The following is an 18,427-nucleotide window of genomic DNA, read 5'->3' as shown; positions in this document are numbered from 1 at the left end:
GGCGGGAATGCATCAACGATGATAATAGTATGGGCGGAGCAACCGTGTCACTCCACCCCTTTCTTGATGTAACGGTACTGCGGCCGGCTAGCGTTTGGCGGCTGCAAGTGCTTGATCGAGATCGGCAATGACTTCCTTGGCTGAATGCAGCCCGACGTTCAGGCGGATCGTGCGGTCGCTGACGCCGAAGCGCGCAAAGACATTCGTCTCCGGCGAGATGCTGAGAGCAGCCTTTGCCGGCACCACCAAGCTTTCCGGTCCGCCCCAGCTCACCCCGATGCGAATGAGGCGCAACGCATCGACGAAATCGGCCACATCGATGCGGTCCGAAACCTCGAAGGAAAACAGCCCGCCAAAGCCACTGAAGGTGCGCTTTCCGGCATGATCGCCGAGTGCCGGATGCATGACGTTGGTCACATCCGCATGGGCATCGAGCCAGGACGCCACTTCAAACCCGGCTTCATGATGATGCCGCATGCGGAATGGCAGTGTCTCCAGATTACGCAGCACGAGCCATGCCTCAAACGGCGCGAGCTTCGCACCCGTATAGGGATAGATTTCGCTGTTGATCCGGTCGATGTGCGCCTTCGAGCCGGTGACCAGACCTGCCACCGTGTCGCTCTGGCCGCCGAGATATTTCGAGGCGGCGTGGATGACGATATCGATACCGACGGAGAGAGGCTTCTGAAAGAGCGGCGTTGCCCAGGAATTGTCGACCATCGTTACCACGCCATGGCGGCGAGCGGCCTCGGCGATCGCAGTCAGATCCTGCAACTCGAAGACCATGGAGGTCGGGTTTTCGAGATAGGCGAGCTTGGCGCCGGGAAGTGCAGCAAGCATGGCCCCTGTATCTGTGCCGTCGATATAGTCGATGATGATACCAAAGCGCTTCAGGACTTTTTCGAAGAAGCGAAAGGCATCGCTATAGACGTGCCGGACGGTGACGATACGATCGCCGGGTCCGACGAAGGCGAGAACTGCAGCAGCAATTGCGCCCATGCCGCTCGAAAAGGCACGCGCCTCTTCCGCGCCCTCCATTTCGGCGATCTTGCGCTCCAGAAGCCGCACGGTCGGATTATCGCCGCGCGAATAGATCGGCTTCTTCGAGCGGCCGGCGAAGACGTCCTCCAGCTCCTTGTAGCTATCAAACAGGAAGAGCGATGTCTGGTAGATCGGCGGCACGGCCGCGTCGAACGGATCGTCGCGCGGCGGCATCAGCGCATCTGGAATGGCGTCGCGGTAGGCGTCGAATCTTGGCGTCTCGTTCATGGCGTTCCTCTTGGGTCAGGAGTGAAGTGTCGATTGGCCAACAAGGCGGCCCGGTGTGTCGGCCGGCAGAATGGCGAGCCATTCCCTCCATCCGACAAAGCCGCCGAGGACAGCAGCGAGAATGGCTGCGGCAGCGGCAGCAGCAGAGATGCCGGCAAAGCCCATCCAAAGCGGTAGCAGGAGCAGAAGCGGGATCAGCAGATAGCCCTGCGGTGCAAGCCCCACGAGCGCGGACAGGCCGGCCCGGCCCCGCGATTGCAGCATGACGAGCAGGACGGATTGAAACGCTGCAAGCGGAAAGATCGGAAAGAGGGACCGCAGCCAGGCGATTGCCTCATCCACGACCTCCTGGTTATCCGTGAACAGGCGTGCGATCGGCTCGGCAGCCAGGAACAGCAAGAGGGAATAGAGAAATGCGACCGGTATCGTCACAGCAAGCATGAAGCGGATCACGGCTTTCAGGCGCTCGGCATCGCCGGCACCAAAGGCATGACTGACGACGCTCTGGGCGCCGAGGCAAAAACCGAACAACGGAAGCTGTCCCAAAGTCATCAGCCGGATGGCAATCGCCGTTGCGGCGACGCCGGTATCGCCGCCATGGACCGCGGCCTCCCGCATCAAGACCAGAAAGCCGAGGCCGGTGACAATGCTTGTTGCGGCAGCGGGAAGGCCGATCCGCGCGATCGGCCAAAGCAGTTGCCAGCACATCACCCCGCCGGTCACGCTCACCGCTCCCCGTCGGCGCAGGAAGTAGACGGCATAGCATGCAAGGGCTGCAAGGGACGACACAATGGTCGCCAGTGCCGCGCCGGACGCACCGAGCTTGAAGAGAAAGATGAAGACGGGGTCGAGAACCGCGTTCAAGGCGAAGCTCGCGATCAACACGGTCATCGAGAAGCGTGAATTGCCCTCGGCAATCGCGATGAAATCGCAGATAGCCTGCAAAAGCCCGAGCGTCACCCCGAAAGCAAGCAGCCGCCCATAATCGAGCCCAGGGGCGAGGAGATTGTCGCTGGCGCCAAGTGCGCCGACAAAATCCGGCAGGCCGAGATAGATCAGGATCGACAAGAGGATACCGAGCGGGATCGTAGCCGCGAGCGCTGTCGTTGCGACCGATGCCGCGGCTTTGACATCCCCTTCGCCGAGGTAGCGAGCGAGCAGCGTCGCAAGCCCGATACCGAGCCCCTGACCGGCAGCCGAGACAAGCAGAAACAGCGGCATGATCAGACTGATGCCTGCCAGCACGTCCGGGCCGAGCGTTCCCAGGAAGATCGCGTTGATCGCATGATGGCCGGCACTGGCGGCCAGTCCTGCCACGGCCGGAAGCGCGACCGCCAGAACGAGCCGCTTGACGCGCGGATCGTTCATATCGACGGCTGTTTTCATCAGGCGCCTCGCGCCAGGGAGCCAAGGACAGGCTGCCCATCCTCTGTGGATAAGCCGGTGAGATCCGGCAGCAGCAGCCGATCCATGAAGAAGCGCTCGCGCAGAAGCATGACCAGCAGCGCCTTTTTGTGCGGGAACTGAATATGCTTGACCTTGGCGAAGCCGGAACGATCGAGATTGCGGATCTGCTGGGTGTGATGATGGATCGGCTCGCCGACGATACGTCGCGTGCGCGGATCGGCCAGGAACATGTAGTGCATCAGCGATGGCAGCCAGGCGCTGACGAAGGCTTTTCCGCGGAAATCATCCTCACCGATCGCCACATGCCAGCCGCGATCGTAGCCGTCGGCGTCGTAATGCGGTCCGATCCTGTCTTCCTTCGCCCAATAGAGTTCGAAGTAACCGAAGGGCACACCGCCAAAGGTTCCGATTAGCGGCAGAGTGCGCGGATCGGCAAGGCGGCCTCCGATGAAATCACGATGATAGGAAAGATCGCCGCTGTCTTCCCATATGGCGGCAACCCTCGGATCGTTCATCCAGCGATGGAAATGCGGAAGATCGGCCTCGATATCGGCGACATGGAAGCCAAGCTGCGTATTCAGCCAGGGAATGAAACGGCTGTAGACGCGGCCGGTAGGCTTCGGAGGCCGCTGCGGATGAAGGGCACCATTCGTCAGGATCGGCAATTCCGGATAGGTCGTGGGGGCACTTCCGAACCAGGACCTTGCCTGCTGGAAGAAGGATTCCGGCCGCACGATGAGGCGCTCGCCGCTACGTTCAATCGCGCCGGTCTCCAGCAGTCGCTTTGCAAGATCATCATCCGCAAGCGTGATCTCGAAGCAAATCAAATGCGGATTGCATACCAGAATGGCTTCCGACACGGCGTTGACGATATCCTCGCCAGAAAGCGGCGGAACCGCCGTCGAGATTGTATCGAAGACCAGAAGATTGGTGGCCGGCCCCGATAGATGACCTGAGGCCACCTTCACTCCGTGATGCTCGACGCGGAAACTTCCCGGCACAGGCCCTGCCAATATGATGAGAGGCTGGCCGCAGGCAAGCGCACTACTCTCAAAACCCGAAGCCGGCAGGCGCAGATCAAAGGATCTCTCCGCCGCCCTATCGCTCCTGATCGCCAGGGATGCATCCATATTTCATCTCCATATCTTCAGAAACGCGCCGGCTGAGATCGGCAGGCCAAGCACAGCGCTAATTCTGCGGTGACGAACGGCATCGGCAAAAATTCAAAATATTTTCCGGAAATATTTTTTGAAAATCTCCTGAATTTTCCAAAACACCGTTCGTCATGCAGCTACATCGATGTAATTTTCGGAGTATCCGAGTTTATCGACGCCAGAAGTCAGAGATATCAATCGATTAAACTTAATATCTACAATAGATATTGAGATGAATACTTTATTGTATTTCGATTGATTAGATAAGTATTTCAGTACATTCAGGGAGAATGGCGAAGAAATGACTGTCCATGATCGGAACGCCAAGGCAGCAAACGATACGGATTACCTCGCCAAATGCTCGCTATCGCCAGCACAGTCACGTATCTGGCTCCTGTCGGAGACGGGTAACGAAGTCGTCTACGGGCGACAAATACTCGGGATCGTCTTCCCTTCGATCTCCCTGAACCTCGCGCGCGAGGGCCTATCAAAACTTTCTCGGCAACATCCCCTCATCACCTCGGAATTCGAGGCACGGGCAGGCGGCGCCGTCCAGCAGATCCTCAGGAACGACCGTTTCGTTGAGATCATCGAGACGACGTTGACTGCAGGCGAAAACCTGGACGAGGCGCTGACCGCGGCTGCCACAGCGGAACAGGCCCGTCAGATCGACCTTACCGATGGTAATCCGGCCCGCTTCATCCTCCTGACGCAAGAGGGGCGGGCGCTGGGCGCCCTATTCTCCCTCCACGCCATCCTTGCCGACGCTGCTACGCTCGACCTGCTTGCGACGGATTTCCTTCGCAACATCGGCGGTCATGACGCGGTGGATATCGCAGAGACGGTGCTGCCCGACGCCGCTTCGTGGATGATCACCAATGGTGCACCACGCCATGCGGCACCGGAACTGGTCGACTTCTGGTTCCAGCGGCTGACGGCTCAGGAGAACATTGCGTCACTCGCGCCGCAGACATCGGCGGGAAAGAACACGGTCGACGAGGTTTGGTTCGAGCATATGCTTGAAGTGCCGGTACAGTCATTCGTTGACGCCTCCGGCGACATGCTTGCCGCCCTCGGGATCGCCCTGCGGCGCCATACCGGATACGGCACTCAAAGGATCGGCCTGGTCACGCGTCCGGAAAGGCAAAGAATTGCCGCCCGCAGTGAGGACGTTTTGATCCTGACGCCGGAACTCCACGGTGCCATGACGCTCAAGGACGTTCGCGATACATTCGTCAAGGAAATCGAGACCATAACTCGGCAATTCCTGTCCTTCGAGGCCCTTGCCGATGCGTTGATAAGACGAGACGAATCCTTCGACACTACCGGCCTCGTCAAGACGCTCCTCGATGTGCGTCCGCCCCTACGTCTCCTGCAAGCAACCTCGAACGAAGTCGCGCTGCGCAGCCCCATCGAACCGCCGGCGCGCCGTGATGCCGATCTGGTCGTTACCGTTTCCCCGACATCCGTCGGCAAATTGCGTATCGGCATCGGCTTCGACCCGCAGAAGCATGATGGAAAGCAGATCATACGCTTCGCCGACGATCTTGCCATCGCGCTCGCGCAGTTGAATGCCAATCCTGGTACGCAGGTCAAACAGATTCCCTTCGTATCACCGGAAGAGCTGGACAGGCTTTCCGCACCCTACCCCGACGCGCCGGAGCCCGACGACGGCACGCCGATCCACGAGGTCATCTCCGCGCAGGCGAAAAGGCGGCCGAACGCCTTTGCCGTCGCACAGGGCGAGAAATCCGTGACGCATGGGGAACTCGAAGCTGCCGCCAACCGGCTGGCTCATCGGCTGATCGCGATGGGGATCGGCCCGGAAAAGCGCGTGGCTATCGCCCTTGAAAAATCGATCGACGCGATCATCGCCATTCTTGCCGTGCTGAAGGCCGGCGGCGCATTCACACCGGTGGAGCCGGATCATCCTGAGGCCCGCAATCGCCACATCCTGACCGCTCCAGGCCTCTCGCTCGTCATTTCCCGAGCAAAGCACATCGCCAACCTGCCGAGCGATATCGCGACACCCTACCTCAATCTCGATGTTATCGACCTGTCCACGGAGAGCGCCGACGCGCCGGCAACGATCATTGCCCCACAACAGCTTGCCTATGTGATCTACACGTCGGGCTCGACGGGCGTGCCGAAGGGAGTGGCAGTTGAGCACGGTCCGCTTGCGCATCATTGCAAGGCGACTCTGCGCATTTATGAAATGAGCGAGGAGTCCTGCGAATATCCGGTACTGCCCTTCACCTCGGACGGCGGCCATGAGCGCTGGATGGTGCCGCTGATGGCAGGCGGCGGTGTGGTGCTGACGCAGGACAAGCTTGCCACGCCCGAAGATGCCTTTGCGGCCATGAAGCGGCACGGTGTCAACAATGCCAGCCTTCCGACGAGCTATGTCCGCGGCCTTGCGGAATATGCCGGCGAGAACACCGAAATCCCGCGGCTACGGCTCTATTCCTTCGGCGGCGAGGCGCTATCGCAGGCGGTGTTCGACATGATCACCGAGAACCTGAAGGCGCAACTGCTGATCAACGGCTATGGCCCGACCGAAACGATCATGACCCCGATGATCTGGAAGATCCCTGCGGGGACCCGCTTTGAGGGGACGGTCGCGCCGATCGGGCGCGGCGTTGGCGATCGGCGCATCTATGTGCTCGATGCCGACCTCGCGCCCGTTCCGGTCGGCGTGATCGGCGAAATCTATATCGGCGGCAGCGGCCTGGCACGCGGCTATCTCGGCCAGCCGGAGCTGACGGCGGATCGCTTCATTCCGGATCCTTTCACACCTGGCGGACGACTGTACAAGTCCGGCGATCTCGGCCGCTGGCGCGAAGACGGCATCGTCGAATTCGCCGGCCGCGTCGATCACCAGATCAAATTGCGCGGCTTCCGCATCGAGCCTGGCGAAATCGAAGCCGTGCTGCGCTCCGATCAGCGTGTCGCCGAGGCGGTCATCCTCCTGCACAATGACGGCGGTCGCAGCTCGCTCGTCGCCTATGTGGTGCCGCGCGAGGGTGAAAGCCTCAGTGTAACGGAGCTGCGCCGGACCGCCATGACGGCCCTGCCCGATTACATGGTGCCACAGACCATCATGCTGATCGACAGGCTGCCGATGGGGCCGAACAGCAAGCTGGATCGCGCCGCACTGCCCGCCCCGCGTATCGAACGCGAAATGGCGCTACCGGCTAATGACAAGGAAAAAGCAATCCTGGAGGTCTGGAAAGACATCCTCGACATTGGCGATATCGGTGTCACGGAGAATTTCTTCGATATTGGCGGACAGTCTCTGATGGCCGTGCGCATCGTCTCGCGCCTCAAGATGCGCCATCCCGAATGGCCGCTGTCGATCGCCGATATGTTCAACCATCCAACAGTGCGCGATCTTGCGCTCGCCATCGACGGCAACCGCGACGAGACCGGTGTTGACGTCGTCTATCTTCGCCGCAACGGCGACCGGCCGGTGCTCTATTGCTTCCCGGGCCTTCTCGTCAGCACACGCGAATATATGCGGCTTGTCGACTATCTCGGCCCGGAACAGCCGGCGACCGGCTTCATCTGCTATTCGCTGACAGAAACCAAGACGCTGAGTACCCGCGTCGAAGATATCACGGCGCGCTACGCCGAAGCGGTACGCAAAAAGGCCAATGGCCGGCCTTGCGCCTTCCTCGGCTGGTCGTGGGGCGGGCTGCTCGCCTATGAGGCCGCCCGACAGCTCGGCAACGATATCGATCTGCGCATGATCGGCATGGTCGATGTCTGCGACATGGACGAGGAATTTACCGTCGGCATCATGCCGCGCTTCGAGGAAGGCATCCGCGATCGCACTCATGCCGCCGTGCAGAGCTGGCTTGCCACTACGCCGATGCGCGAGGACTGGAAGAGGCTATTTGCCGCCATGAACGAGGAGGTTTACGAACAGTTCCTCCACCATGTCGTCAAGCATAACGTCAAACTGCCGACGGATGGTCCCGATATCGGCTCGGAAGAGCATACGTTTTGGATTCTCATCGACAATGCGATGATCTTCCGAAACTACCGCCTGGAGCAATCCGATTTCCGCATCCATGCCTTTGCGGCCGAGGATTCTCTCACGCGCGCCCTCAACGTCATCGACTGGCGACGCTATTCACCGAATGCCACGGCATCCGAGATCGTCACCGGCACCAACCATTTGACGATCATCGGCAAGACGCCCTTCCACCAGCGTTTCGCCCGGCGGCTCGACCATGCCTTTGCGCCGGCGCCGCTGTCCAAAGACTCCGTCAAGTAACCCCCTCTTCGACATCATTCTGGAGCTGCATCATGACATCGCACGTGCTCGACCTCGCCGGGGCCGGTATCGGTCCCTTCAACCTCAGCCTTGCCGCTCAGCTCGATTCCATACCGCAACTTTCCGTCCGCTTCTTCGAGCGGCGCCCATCCTTCGCATGGCATCCGGGAATGATGCTGCCGGGCGCGGAAATGCAGACATCCATTCTCAAGGATCTGGTGACAGCCACAAATCCGACAAGTCGCTGGAGCTTCCTCTCCTATCTTGTTGCACACAAACGTTTTTATCAGTTTCTCAATGCTGAATATGAAGCTGTTCCGCGCAAGGAATTCGCAGACTATCTCGGATGGGTCGCGCGCGGGCTGACGTCGCTCCGCTTCGGCGCGAGCGTCCGAGAGGTCCATGCCAATGACGGCTTTTTCTCCATCGCTACCGACGATGGCGCCATCAGCGCCCGCAATCTCTCCGTCGGCGTCGGCAAGATTGCGTCTCGTCCGGCCTGGGCCGAACAGCTGTCCAAATCCATGACCTTCCACAGCAGCGAAGCGACGCAACGTATCGGTGATGTCAAAGCACCTCGTGTTGCCATCATCGGCGGCGGCCAAAGCGGCGCCGAGATCGTCGATGCCCTGCTGGACCTGAACGCCGTTTCGACCATTCACTGGATCAGCCGCCGTCCGAATTTCGAGCCGCTTGATGCGACACCGTTCACCAACGAGCTCTTCACGCCAGGCTATATGGAGCGTTTCCACGGACTTCCCGAGGAGCTGCGGCTCACGCACACGCGCCGGCAGGTGCTGGCGAGCGACGGCGTTTCCGCCTCCACCTTGAAAAAGCTCTATCGCCGCCTCTACGAGCGAAAGCTCGATGCAGGCGGCCACCCCGACCACGGCATATCGCTGCGCCCGTTCCGCAACGTCATCGCAGCCGAGCAGGATGGTCCCGAAATCACGCTGACTATGCGCAACGGTTTCGATGACAGCATCGAAACGCTTGTTGTCGACATGATCGTCTTTGCAACCGGCTATCGCTTTGTACTTCCCCAATTCCTGCATTCGCTCGAAAATCGCATCGAACTCAACTCCATCGGTGAACCGGTACTGGAAAGCGACTTCTCGCTGGCATGGGACGGGCCGCGTGACAACCGCATCTTCGTTCTCAATGCCGGACGCCATAGCCACGGCATCGCTGAACCGCAGCTCAGCCTCGCCGCATGGCGTAGCGCCGTGATCGCCAATGCATTGCTCGGTCGCCCGCATTTCGATCTCGATCAGCTCGATCCCATCGTACAATGGGAAACGCACGGGCAGCCGTCGAACCTTCCCTCTCACATGGGACAGGCAGCGGAATAGGTGAAGACGGCCCAACCGGGGGAAGAGACAGCGCAGGTAGAGCTTCATAGCCTGCACCTGTCTGACGAGCTTCCCGTACCGGACTCGATTTTAAGCGAGGCAGAAAAAAGCCGTGCCGCAGCATTCAGATCATGCGCGGCGCGGCGCCTTTTCGTTGCCGGACGGGTGCTGTGCCGAAGCGTCATCGCCAATCTGCTTGGCTGCGCCCCGCAAGCACTTTGTCTCGCGATTACCCCTTCCGGCAGGCCCTACCTGCGTGATTACCCCGACATCGACTTCAATCTCTCGCACACGAAAGACCGCGTAGCGCTCGCGATCTGCCGCGGCGGCCGCATCGGCATCGATATCGAGCGCCTCGATGCGTTTTCGGAGAAGGAAGCCTCCGAGATCATGCCGATGATCCTTTCCGAACAAGAACTCAATCAGGTGTGTCAATTGCATGGGCGAGATCGCCACGATGTTTTTCTCGCCTGCTGGGTTCAGAAGGAGGCTGCGCTGAAAAGCTTCGGCCAAGGTTTTCTGGCCGACCCGCAAAGCGTGATACTGATTCCGGAAAATACAACCCTAGAAGGCAAAAGCCAAATATCGGGCGAAGCGATTTTCATCCATTCCGGCCGGATCAGCGATGAAGAAAGCGGGGATTTTCAATGGGCTATCGCGACATCAATGGCTTCGGCATGGCCGCAATGGCAGCATTACAAAAGCGGGATTTTCTTCTAGATCGCTAAAAAAATTAAAATAAAATCAGGTGGATAAACCTTGACTTAGAAGATGCTTCACTTTTCGACTCCGCTATCTTGACTATCATTGTCATGTTTTATAGGTTCCCTCTCAAAAAGAGGGGCACACAGAAATGCAACTTTGGATTTCAGCGAGAGCCCGACATGATTGCCAACCATTTGCAGTCGACTTCCAATGAGCAACTCCAAACAGCACTTCACGCCTATCCGAAGCTCCTCTCCGTCGCACGCAGGATCACAGGCTGCATGAGCCTGGCCGAGGATGTCGTGCAGGAAGTTCTCCTGCAGCTGGTCTCCAAGCCGCTGAAGGAGGATATAGCGGCTCCCACGCCCTATGTGATGCGCATGGTGCGCAATCTGGCAACCGATCATATGCGGCGCCGGCAATATGAGCGCGGCCTGTTCGTCGAAGAGGAAGTCGGCGGCAATACCTCGTCCTATGGAAGCCCCGAGGAGCACCTCCACGAGGCCGAAGCCTATAAAGCCTTCCGCTGCACGGTCGAATCCATGCCCGCCAGAACCCGGAAGTTCTACGAGGAGCACTATTTCGACGATATCCCCCAGAACATCATTGCAAAGGAAGCTGGCGTATCCTGCGCTCTTGTTTGCGGCCTTCTGCGGGAGGCGCATTCGCGATGCCTCGCCGCAATTTCGCTCGAGGCCGACCATGCCTGCGCCGCCGGCAGCGGCCACAGACGAAACCGAACAACACGGGTGCGGGAGATGCGGGCCTGATGGTGGTTCGCCACCATCGCCTGCGAACCGCGCTCCATCGCCAGGAAAGGGAAGAATAGATGCAGGAAGCCGTCGAGATAACCAAATCCAAAGGCGTCATCTGTCGTGACATCATGTCGGAATTGACCGACTGGTTTACCGACCCCGATGTCATCGAAGCCTGCGCGGGTGCCGTGGAGACTCTGCCGATGTTCGGCTGCGTCGAGGCGGATACCGTTGCCGGCTTCGTTGCGCTGCGCGCCCATCCGCCGGCCGCCATGGAGATTCTTGTGATAGCAACCAGGCGCCGGCACCATCGCAGCGGCGTGGGCAGGCGATTGCTGGCCGCAGCCGAGACCTTTGCCCGCTCTTCCGATTGCAAGCTCCTGACGGTCAAGACGCTCGCGCCGCGCGGCAGGGACGAACCGCAATATGAAAAGACCCGCGCCTTCTACGATAGAAACGGCTTCATCCGCGCCGAGATATTCCCGACCCTCTGGCGTGAAAGCGACCCGTGCCTCTTCTTCGTCAAGCCATTGACCTCGATAAACTAACCCGGCCACCCGCCGGCCATCGGAATTTCACGAAGCCAGCGCGCTTCAGCAGGAATGATAATGATCATGAAAGACGAAACGATCACCGGAAACGATCAGAGTCACGCAACGGTCTTCACGACGGAAGGCCTGCGTTTCGAGGTCGATGGCAAAACCATTCTTCATCCACTCGACATCAGCTTCAAGGCCGGCGAGATTTCCGGTCTGATCGGCCATAACGGCTCCGGCAAATCCACGCTGATCAAACTGCTGGCCAGACAGATTCAGCCGACCGGCGGGCGCATCCTGTTCGATGGCGTGGCCGCTGGCTCCTACGACATGCGCGCCTTTGCCCGCGCCGTCGCCTATCTGCCGCAGGACACCAGTTCCGCTGCCGGCATGACCGTCGAGGAGCTTGTCGCCTGCGGGCGTTATCCCTGGCATGGCGCGCTCGGGCGGTTCACCGATATCGATCGGGAAAAAGTCGAGACCGCGATGAAGCTCACGCATGTCGATACGCTGGCAGGCCGGATGGTGGATACGCTCTCCGGCGGCGAGCGTCAGCGTGTCTGGATCGCCATGCTCGTCGCTCAGGACAGCCGCTGCCTGCTGCTCGACGAGCCGACATCTGCACTCGACATCGCCCACCAGATGGAAATCCTCGGGCTCGTGCGCGAGCTTTGCCGGACGAAGGATCTGAGCGTCATTCTCGTCCTGCACGATATCAATGTCGCGGCACATTTCTGCGATCATCTGCATGCGCTTAAGCAAGGGCGCCTTATTGCAGCAGGCCCGTCGTCGAGTCTCATGAAGGCCGAAACGCTCAATACGATCTACGGCACCAATATGGGCGTCACCGCCCATCCCGTGCATGGAACGCCGCTTGCCTATGTCATCTGAAAGCGGCTTCGAGAACCTGATGCTTTCCCGGCGCACGCTGCTTGCCGCCGCGGCGCTTTTCGCCGTTCCGCAAGCGGGAGTGGCTGCAGAAACCATATCCGGGCCGATCGTTTCCCTCGATTACGGCCTGGCGTCGACACTGCTGGCGCTCGGCGTCACGCCCGCCGCCATCGCCTCACTTGCCGATTGGGACACATGGGTCGTCGAACCGAAAATGCCTGGTGGTGTCGTCGATCTCGGCACCACCAGCGAGATCAATCTCGAGGTTCTCGCAAGCGTCAAGCCGGCGCTGATCCTGACGACGCCCTATCTTGCGCCTTTGAAACCGCAACTGGAGGCAATTTCGCCGGTCCTGGAGCTGACGATTTATGCCGAAGGCGGTGAAGCTTTGCCTCGTGCCATCGAGGCGACGCGTCGGTTGGCCGACGCCATCGGCCGGCGGCAACAGGCGGAAGAATTCCTTGCGCGGTCGGAACAATTCTTCGACGACTGCGCAAAGCGCGTCAAAAAGCTCAACCCTCCGCCATTGGCGCTCATCAATTTTGTCGACCCGCGCCATGCCCGTATCTATTGCGGCGCAGGCCTCTACCAGAACGTCATGACCAGGATCGGGCTCAAAAATGCCTGGACCAGGCCGGGCGATTACTGGGGCTTCGAGACGATCGGGCTGGAGGAATTGGCGACGCTCGATCAAAGCCTGCGCCTCATCGCATTCGAACCGCTGCTACCGCCGAACGTTCTCGACAATCTGCAGGATAGTCCGCTGTGGACCAGCCTCCCTTTCGTTAGAGACGGGCGCGTCTCCGTGCTGCCGGGCACACTGATGTTCGGCATGGTGCAGGAAGCGGAGCGCTTCGCGCGCATATTGCTTGACCATCTGGAAACATTCGCATGATCCGTGCCGAAGCAAATAACGTCCGCGGTGCTCCAACCGTGGCGCTGACGCTGTTCGTGCTCGCCAGCCTGCTTGCCTGGCATCAACTGGCGCCTGACCTCTCACGCCTGTTCGAGCAGGGAGCAGGTTACGACCCGCAGCGCCTGCTGCTTGTCTATTCGACACTGCCGAGAATCGTCACCGCCTTGCTGGCCGGTGCCGCACTCTCGCTCGCGGGAAGCCTGTTGCAGCAGGTGCTGCGCAATCCGCTCGCCTCGCCCTCCACACTTGGCATTTCCGCAGGCGCCAATCTTGCGCTCGTTGCCGTCATGCTCGCCTTTCCGGCCCTTCAAGGCCTCAGCCGCGACGCAGTTGCGCTGTTCGGCAGCGCCGCCGCTGCGGCAGTCGTTTTCCTGATCGGCGCAAGACGGGGCTTCTCGCCCTTGGCGCTCGTGCTTGCCGGCCTGATCGTCGGCGTCTGGAGCGGAGCGCTTGCCGCCATTCTCGTTCTAATGAACGATCGCTACCTCTCCGGCCTGTTCATCTGGGGAGCCGGATCGCTGGCACAGCAGAGCTGGACCATTCCGCTTTCCCTTCTCCCGAAAATCGCCATCCTGTCTGCCGCGGCCTTGCTGATGGCGCGGCCGCTCGCACTCATGGAATTTGGCGATAGCGGCGCGAGCGGACTTGGCCTGTCGGTCAAGCGCACGCGCATTGCTGCCGTTTGCATTGCAATTGCACTTGCCGCGATCGTCACCAGTGCCGTGGGCGTTATCGGCTTCATCGGCCTCATCGCGCCGCGCATCGCGCAGCTTGCCGGCGCCCGACAGATAAAAAGCCAGCTCATCTGGTCACCCCTCATCGGCGCAGGCTTGCTGCTGCTGACCGATGAGGCCCTGGTGCTGCTTTCCGGGGCCTCTTCGACCTTCCTGCCGACAGGTGCCATCACCGCGTTGCTCGGCGCGCCATTGCTGCTTCTGATGCTGCCGCGCCTGAAGGCCGTGCAACGCAGCGCGCCATCTCCCTCTCAGAATGCCAACCGCGCCTTACATACGCCGCGCGTCCTCTTGCTTGCACCAGTTCCGGCGCTCCTCCTTCTCCTCGCAGGCGCGGTCTTCTTCGGGCGCGCACCGGATGGAACATGGACGCTGCTTGCCTATCCCCATTGGCCCGACGTGCTGCCCTACCGCCTGCCGCGCATCGCTGGTGCCTTTGCTGCGGGCGCGATGCTTGGCGTCGTCGGCGCCATCCTGCAACGGCTCAGCGGCAACGAGATGGCAAGTCCGGAGGTTCTGGGCATTTCGGCAGGCGCTACCCTTGGCGTCACCGCCGCGCTTTTCCTTCTGACCGCTCCCGGCATGGCTGCCCAGCTGGGCTTCGGTGGTATCGGTGCCTTCGCCGTTCTTATCGCCATCTTTCTTTTCGGCATTCGGTCCGGCTTCGCGCCGGAACGGGTACTTCTGACCGGCATCGCGCTCGGAGCCATGCTGGATGCCTTCATCAGCGTGCTGGCCGCGAGCGGCGATCCGCGCGCGATAATCGTTATGCAATGGATGAGCGGATCAACCTATCTCGTTGATACATCAAAGGCAATCTCTGCGATGATAGCAGCAGCGACAGGCCTTGCGCTTGCCTTTCTGGCCCATCGCTGGCTCGATCTGCTGCCGCTTGGGGCTCAGGCGGCCCAAGCAATCGGCGTTCGCGTCAACTTTGCCCGGGCCTGCCTCTTTGCCCTTGCCGCAGCCATGACCGCAGCCGCCACCCTCGTCGTGGGGCCTTTGAGCTTCATCGGCCTGATGGGGCCGCATCTGGCACGCGAACTCGGCCTGCGGCGCGCCGCGCTCCAGCTTACCGGCGCGGCGCTCGCCGGCGGCGGCCTCATGGTACTCGCTGATTGGTTCGGTCGAATGATCGCCTTTCCCTACCAGATGCCCGCCGGCCTGGTTTCCGCCCTCGTCGGCGCCCCGCTGCTACTGATATTACTGATGAAGCGGCGCAGAACAGCATAGTCTGACGTAGCAGACGCTCCCCGAGCGCGGCATAATGCAGACGGGATGCTTGCTAGCCGAAAGCGGGCAGTGTGCTTGTGGTGCTGCACGACCCCTTTTAGGAACCAAGCTCAAATCAAAACACTGGCTTCGATCAGACGCGATCCAGGAACTCAAGCACTCGGCTCGTCAGCAGTGCAGTTGCACCCGAATCATATGACGGGAGTGAACTGTCGGCGAAATAGTGCTGATTGCCGGGATAAAGAAAAAGCTTCGCGTCCTCGGCCTTTGCCACGATCTCACGGGCGGCATCGATATCACCCTCCCCTACGAAGATCGGGTCGTTTTCCATCGCATGAATCTGGACTGGGACGCCATTCGGCCAAGGTCCGAAGGCCCATTCGCCACTGATTGGCACGCAGGAATGGAAGAAGAGAGCTCCTCGGGCTCCGGGCCGTGTCTGGGCCAGCTTCTGGGCAGGTAGCACACCGAACGAGAACCCGGCGTATACGAGCGCAGGAGGCAGTTCGTCGGCAACGCCGACGCCACGCTCCCGCATATGGTCGAATCCAATCCCCTCGATATAAGCGAGCCCGTCTTCGATGCTCTGGAAAGTGCGCCCGTCGAATAGGTCAGGCGTGTGCACGATGTGACCGGCGCCCCGCAACACATCAGCGAACGCGCACACACCCGGGGTCAATCCCTGTGCGTGGTGGAACAAAAGGACCTCGGCCATACGGAACCTCCCCCTGGGTCGGGCACATTCCCTGCCAGGCTATAGCCTCATCGCCGCATTGCCGAGAATGCGGATATACGCGATGGCTCAGGCTGCAAGGTGGCCTTGCTTACGATACCGTCGAGTTCGGTCGATGAAAGGAGGCTATCAGAGCGGAGGGGACGCCGCACAGAGTACGGCGCCCTGATAAGTTTACCAGCGATACTTCAATGAAGCCGTCACGTTGCGGCCCTGTCCGAGGTAGCAATAGCCCTCGTTGCAGACCGTCAGGCGGCGGTTGGCGATGTTGCGGACGTCGACGGAGGCGGTGAGGCCCTTGTATTTCTGGTCGATCGCGCCGAAGTCGTAAGAGAGCGCGGCGTCGAGATAGAAGCTGGCGTCGTTCTTGGCGGTATTGGCCGTGCTGGTATAGGTCTCGCCCGTATAGCGAATGCCGGCGCCGACGGTCAGACCCTTGGCAGCCGAATCCTCCTGGAATGTATAGTTCGACCACAGGCTGACGATGTTCTTCGGCGTCACCGCAGGTGAGTTGCCTTGATCGTCGCCCCGCGTAATTTCGGAATGGTTGTACGAGTAGGCGGCAATCACGTCCCAGCCATCGGTAATATTAGCCCTGGCTTCCAGCTCGATCCCCTTGTTGGTGACCTCACCCAGCGACTCATAGACGAGCGTCAGCGGGTCGACCAGGACCGGCTTGTTCTTCTCGACGAGGTGATAGGCAACGGCCGAGAGCAGGATGTCGGTGCCCGGCGGCTGATATTTCACGCCAAGCTCGTACTGTTCCCCCTTCGTCGGGTCGAGGATGCTGCCGGATGCGGAGCGCTGGGTGACCGGATTGAAGGAGGTTGAATAGCTCGTGAAAGGCGCAATGCCATTGTCGAAGAGATAGAGCGCGCCGAGTTGGTAGGAAAACGCATTCTTGTTGAAGCTGTCTTTGGTTGTCGTATCAGTGGAGACAATGGTGGTGTCGGTCGACTGCTTCACCCAGGTCTGGCGCCCGCCAAGCGTGAAGCGCCACTTGTCAAGTTCGATCTGATCCATGGCATAGGCGCCGAATTGCTGCAGGCTGCCATCGACCCGGCTGAAATTATAGGCCGGCGTCGGACCCGATACTCCGTAGGTCGGGTTGTCGATATCGAAGTCATAGGCGGGGCTGGTCGTTGCATCCATCCCATAGGCGAATGAATCGCTCATACGGGTATAGTCGAGACCGAACAGCATGGTATGGGCTGCCGGGCCGGTATCGAATTTGGATTCTAGCTGGTTGTCGACCTGGAAGACATTCATCCTGTCCCCGATCGCGGTCGCATAGCGTTGCGCGACGTCGCCGACCCAGCTGTAGGTGCTGAGATAGCGTGCTTTCAGATCAAGATGCGAAAAGCGAAGGTTCTGACGGAAAGTGAAGCCGCCGTCGAACTCGTGTTCGAACTGATAGCCGACCTGCTGCTGTTTGGTCCTCTGATAATCGTAATCCGGGTCGCTGTCGCGATAATCGAGAACATTGCCATCGGGGCCGATCATTGCGCCGGGATTTGCGTCCGTCTCGGTGGATTGCGCCGAACCATAGATGGTGATTTTCGTCGTGTCGTCCGGCTTCCAGGTGAAGGACGGCTGGATCAGATAGCGATCATCGGCGATATCGAAATTGGTATCGCCCTTTCGCGCCAGGCCGACGATGCGATACAGCATGCTGTCATCGTCTTGATTGACCCGGCCGCCGAAGTCGAACATCGTCTGCGCGCGGTCCGATGTCCCGTAGAGAACACCTACCTCCCTGATCGTCTCGTCCGTCGGCAGCTTCGATATCTTGTTGACGATGCCGCCCGGCGAACCGGCACCATAGAGAACCGATACCGGCCCCTTGATGATCTCGACACGGTCGAGCGAATAAGGATCGGTCCTGAACATTGCGTAGTTCATATAGGGCTGCTGCAGCCCGTCGCGATAATCACCGACGGTCGTGACATCATTGCCGCGAATATAGATCTGATCGAAGCGCGGATCGAAGCCATATGAGCCGGTCTGAACGCCAGCCGAATAACGCACCGCCTCGGTGATGTCCTGCGCACCGCGCTCTTCCAATTCCTTCCTGGTCACCACCGAAACCGAGCGAGGGGTTTCGACCAGGGGCATATTAATCTTGGTGGCGCCCTGGCTCTTCTTTGCCGCTACGGTCGTATTGTCGCTTGCGTCACTCGATTGGCCGCTGACGACGATCGGCGCAAGCTGGGTGGCACCTCCATCATTCGCAGTGGCCGCAGCGTCCTGTGCAAAGGCATTTCCACTTAAAGCAAACACTGTTGCAAGTGCGGTGGCGCCGCTTGCAAGCTGGAATCTCTTACGTGTCAAATTACTGATATGATTATGGGATTTCTGCCTCATAAGCCCTTTACGCCTGCCCGTTTCTGAAAAAGATGGCGCAAATTAGTTCGCAGGCACATCCGGCGTCAAGAATACATGAGTACAAGAGTCATATTTTTT

General features: G+C 59.9%; 12 protein-coding genes and 1 pseudogene. 8 read left to right on the top strand and 5 right to left on the bottom strand.

Features of this window, described 5'->3' with window-relative positions; all coding sequences use genetic code 11:
- Positions 1–87: 87 nt before the first annotated feature.
- The 3 genes from PH558_RS28400 to PH558_RS28390 are packed head-to-tail and all read right to left on the bottom strand — an operon-like array spanning position 88 to position 3,806.
- Positions 88–1,269: a PLP-dependent transferase gene (locus tag PH558_RS28400; protein ID WP_113407330.1), complete on the bottom strand. Its 1,182-nt coding sequence runs from the start codon at positions 1,267–1,269 to the stop codon at positions 88–90.
- Between the two features lie 15 nt (positions 1,270–1,284).
- Positions 1,285–2,655, bottom strand: a complete 1,371-nt coding sequence (locus tag PH558_RS28395) for an MATE family efflux transporter (protein ID WP_285207868.1) — start codon at positions 2,653–2,655, stop codon at positions 1,285–1,287.
- Positions 2,655–3,806 (bottom strand): GNAT family N-acetyltransferase, encoded by a 1,152-nt coding sequence (locus PH558_RS28390; RefSeq protein ID WP_285207867.1) that lies wholly within the window; start codon positions 3,804–3,806, stop codon positions 2,655–2,657. The genes PH558_RS28395 and PH558_RS28390 overlap by 1 nt, the downstream gene beginning before the upstream one ends.
- Before the next feature lie 325 nt (positions 3,807–4,131).
- Between PH558_RS28390 and PH558_RS28385 the strand changes: the two genes are divergently transcribed.
- The 8 genes from PH558_RS28385 (at position 4,132) to fhuB (ending at position 15,231) form a co-directional block, all read left to right on the top strand.
- Positions 4,132–8,109 carry an amino acid adenylation domain-containing protein gene (locus PH558_RS28385; RefSeq protein WP_285207866.1) on the top strand — a complete coding sequence of 1,326 codons (3,978 nt, stop codon included), beginning with the start codon at positions 4,132–4,134 and terminating at the stop codon, positions 8,107–8,109.
- A 32-nt stretch (positions 8,110–8,141) separates the two neighbouring features.
- Positions 8,142–9,461 (top strand): lysine N(6)-hydroxylase/L-ornithine N(5)-oxygenase family protein, encoded by a 1,320-nt coding sequence (locus PH558_RS28380; RefSeq protein ID WP_285207865.1) that lies wholly within the window; start codon positions 8,142–8,144, stop codon positions 9,459–9,461.
- Complete coding sequence (locus PH558_RS28375; RefSeq protein ID WP_285207864.1) at positions 9,462–10,181, top strand: 4'-phosphopantetheinyl transferase family protein; 720 nt, start codon at positions 9,462–9,464, stop codon at positions 10,179–10,181.
- Between the two features lie 164 nt (positions 10,182–10,345).
- Entirely contained in the window at positions 10,346–10,936 is a 591-nt protein-coding gene (locus PH558_RS28370) for a sigma-70 family RNA polymerase sigma factor (RefSeq protein WP_095436389.1), read from the top strand.
- A gap of 59 nt (positions 10,937–10,995) precedes the next feature.
- A complete protein-coding gene (locus PH558_RS28365; RefSeq protein ID WP_095436388.1) occupies positions 10,996–11,469 on the top strand; it encodes a GNAT family N-acetyltransferase in 474 nt (157 codons plus the stop codon).
- A gap of 66 nt (positions 11,470–11,535) precedes the next feature.
- Positions 11,536–12,348: an ATP-binding cassette domain-containing protein gene (locus PH558_RS28360; protein WP_285207863.1), complete on the top strand. Its 813-nt coding sequence runs from the start codon at positions 11,536–11,538 to the stop codon at positions 12,346–12,348.
- Positions 12,349–12,367: 19 nt separating this feature from the next.
- Positions 12,368–13,243, top strand: a complete 876-nt coding sequence (locus PH558_RS28355) for an iron-siderophore ABC transporter substrate-binding protein (RefSeq protein WP_483314205.1) — start codon at positions 12,368–12,370, stop codon at positions 13,241–13,243.
- The gene (fhuB, locus tag PH558_RS28350) at positions 13,240–15,231 is read left to right on the top strand and encodes a Fe(3+)-hydroxamate ABC transporter permease FhuB (protein WP_285207861.1); all 1,992 of its coding nucleotides are present in this window, start codon (positions 13,240–13,242) and stop codon (positions 15,229–15,231) included. The genes PH558_RS28355 and fhuB overlap by 4 nt, the downstream gene beginning before the upstream one ends.
- Before the next feature lie 133 nt (positions 15,232–15,364).
- Here the strand turns inward: fhuB and PH558_RS28345 are convergent.
- Both PH558_RS28345 and PH558_RS28340 read right to left on the bottom strand, forming a co-directional pair.
- A pseudogene (locus PH558_RS28345) lies at positions 15,365–15,964 on the bottom strand (dienelactone hydrolase family protein); the annotation flags it as partial.
- 174 nt (positions 15,965–16,138) lie between these two features.
- The gene (locus PH558_RS28340; RefSeq protein ID WP_285207860.1) at positions 16,139–18,328 is read right to left on the bottom strand and encodes a TonB-dependent siderophore receptor; all 2,190 of its coding nucleotides are present in this window, start codon (positions 18,326–18,328) and stop codon (positions 16,139–16,141) included.
- Positions 18,329–18,427 lie beyond the last annotated feature (99 nt).

The organism is Rhizobium pantanalense (assembly GCF_030182525.1).
GTDB lineage: Bacteria > Pseudomonadota > Alphaproteobacteria > Rhizobiales > Rhizobiaceae > Rhizobium.
Note: the sequence above shows the minus strand (reverse complement) of the source record. Positions and strands in the feature narration are given on the sequence as shown.

Excerpts from the sequence above, each read along its gene's own strand:
- PH558_RS28395 (WP_285207868.1), bottom strand. The coding sequence starts at position 2,655 with ATGAAAACAGCCGTCGATATGAACGATCCGCGCGTCAAGCGGCTCGTT.
- PH558_RS28400 (WP_113407330.1), bottom strand. The coding sequence starts at position 1,269 with ATGAACGAGACGCCAAGATTCGACGCCTACCGCGACGCCATTCCAGAT.
- PH558_RS28385 (WP_285207866.1), top strand. The coding sequence starts at position 4,132 with ATGACTGTCCATGATCGGAACGCCAAGGCAGCAAACGATACGGATTAC.
- PH558_RS28380 (WP_285207865.1), top strand. The coding sequence starts at position 8,142 with ATGACATCGCACGTGCTCGACCTCGCCGGGGCCGGTATCGGTCCCTTC.
- PH558_RS28390 (WP_285207867.1), bottom strand. The coding sequence starts at position 3,806 with ATGGATGCATCCCTGGCGATCAGGAGCGATAGGGCGGCGGAGAGATCC.
- PH558_RS28340 (WP_285207860.1), bottom strand. The coding sequence starts at position 18,328 with ATGAGGCAGAAATCCCATAATCATATCAGTAATTTGACACGTAAGAGA.
- fhuB (WP_285207861.1), top strand. The coding sequence starts at position 13,240 with ATGATCCGTGCCGAAGCAAATAACGTCCGCGGTGCTCCAACCGTGGCG.
- PH558_RS28370 (WP_095436389.1), top strand. The coding sequence starts at position 10,346 with ATGATTGCCAACCATTTGCAGTCGACTTCCAATGAGCAACTCCAAACA.
- PH558_RS28360 (WP_285207863.1), top strand. The coding sequence starts at position 11,536 with ATGAAAGACGAAACGATCACCGGAAACGATCAGAGTCACGCAACGGTC.
- PH558_RS28355 (WP_483314205.1), top strand. The coding sequence starts at position 12,368 with ATGCTTTCCCGGCGCACGCTGCTTGCCGCCGCGGCGCTTTTCGCCGTT.
- PH558_RS28365 (WP_095436388.1), top strand. The coding sequence starts at position 10,996 with ATGCAGGAAGCCGTCGAGATAACCAAATCCAAAGGCGTCATCTGTCGT.